The organism is Bifidobacterium tibiigranuli, assembly GCF_009371885.1.
Lineage (GTDB): Bacteria > Actinomycetota > Actinomycetes > Actinomycetales > Bifidobacteriaceae > Bifidobacterium > Bifidobacterium tibiigranuli.
In genome coordinates, this window is the sequence record NZ_QLZA01000020.1 from 1 (window position 1) to 2,152 (window position 2,152).

Here is a 2,152-nt window from a genome sequence, read left to right on the forward strand (position 1 = left end):
CTGGCTTCTTTATTTACAATACTTCGTATTGTTGGCTCGCTTTCTTAGGGGACAGCTTCAGCCTGTAGTCTTCAGCTTGTCCTGTTCCCTCAAGAGTCTCGCCAAAATACTTTGTGCTTATATGTAATTTTATATTAAAATACTTTAAAAAATAAGGCCCTTTCGTATAATTTAATAAATACCAATAAACTAAATTAACGAGGTGCCTTATGTATAAAGAATATAACATGACTCAACATACTCTACTAATGGAAACTTCAGTTCTTATCCCCGCGAATGATATTTCACGACATGTAAATGATATTGCAGAAACAATTCCCGATACTGAATTCGATGAATTCAGACATCATCGTGGCTTAATATAAGAAAAGTAACAGATCAACGAACTGAAAATAATCAAAAAATTATAAAAAAGACAATTTCTATATTATTTCAATAGAAATTGTCTTTTTTTACTTATCTTGGAACTTTTTGTCCCAGCCTCTTCCTACGATTAGTCAAGTACTTATAATTAAAATAAGCATTACTTAACTAAACCGTTCATTTTAATTTTTTTGAATAAGGTGTTAAACTATATTTGATTGTACGTTTGGCTAATGTGGTGACATTCGATAATCGTACAATTTATGATTCATTACAAGATAATGAATTGTTTTTAATAATCGATTTATACAAGCAATGATGGCAGTCTTATGAGGTTTCTCATTAGGCTGCTTTCTTAGTTTGTAGTAATAATCGACGACATGATTGTCATAATGATGCTGCCCTCTTATTATATTCATAATCACCCAAAATAAAAGTTTTCTCGCTTTTTTATTACCACGCTTGTTGATGGTATCTCTACAGTGTGTATGACCTGATTGATATCGTTTGATATCAATGCCAACAAAAGCATTGAGTTGTTTATTTGATTTAAATCGCTTAATATCACCAATCTCCCCAATAATCATAGCTGTGCTTAGCTTACCAATACCAGGTATCGAATGAATATTTTCAAAATAATCGAGTTGTTGTGCTAATTGAATCATGGCATCATCTAATTGTTTGAGATGATGAATAGATTGTTTTACTTGTTGAATAAGTAAGCGTAATTTTCCGACTAGAAAGGAATGTCTATCGACATTAGGATAGCTTTCTTGAGCAATCACCCTTAATTGAAGTGCATATTTTGTAGCTTTATCCATTGACATTCCCTTATCTGTAGAATTGAATATATGTGTAATCAGTACCTCCTTGTCGATATCAAGAACCATGTCTGGATGAGTAAAGATTTCTGCGATGTTGAGTGCAATGATTGAATATCGACTACTAAATAATCTTTCTAAACCAGGGAATGTTTGATGGAGTAATTCAAGGATCTGAAATTTAAGTCGATTTTGTTCATTCTCGATTTCTAGATGAAAACGGACGCGTTCTCTTAATTCAAAGAATATTAACTCATGTATAGGTAAGTTGCCTGTTTGTTTAAGCGTCGGTCCTAAACAAGCAAGCTTATGAGCATCTGCCTGATCAGTTTTCCATGATCTTAGAGCGCTCGTTTTAAATTTGGCTTCTAACGGATTCATTTGAATATAGTTAATTTGATTTACACAACAAAATCGTTCCATACCTCTTGAATAGATACCTGTAGATTCAAAAATGAGTTGTGGGTGGTCTAAGTCATTCAAATACTTGAGTAAATAATTGTAACCATTTTTATTATTCTGGATGAAAAACTCTTTTTGGAATTTTCCATTTTTATAATGTGCAACTACACTACTTCTTTTACTAATATCAACACCTAAGTAATCGATAAAAAAACCTCCTTTGAATAATTGAGAAGCTAAAAACTTTACTTAACCTTTCTCATTTCATTTTCCTATACACGGTTTCAAGAACCCAACATACTACAAACGAATTTCAAAAGGCGAGAGTAAAGCTGACTTGTTTTTTATACGGATTTAAAATCCAAGAGTCTGGACAGTCTACTTCTCTCTATAACTATAAAAAATAGCTATGAAAAAATCTATCGTCATAGATTTCTTCATAGCTAATCTTAGTATGTTTTATTTTACATATTAATATTTTGCTAGATTAAGACGTAGGTTTAACAACCTTACAATCAAGTTCTTTATTTTCATTTAAATCTACTTTAATTATTGTACCTTCAGGT

The 2,152-nt window shown here is 31.5% G+C and carries 1 protein-coding gene; it reads right to left on the reverse strand.

The genetic code is table 11. The features are described from left to right. Positions 1-593: 593 nt before the first annotated feature. Positions 594-1,793: an IS110-like element ISSep2 family transposase gene (locus tag DDF78_RS11555; protein WP_272914513.1), complete on the reverse strand. Its 1,200-nt coding sequence runs from the start codon at positions 1,791-1,793 to the stop codon at positions 594-596. Positions 1,794-2,152 lie beyond the last annotated feature (359 nt).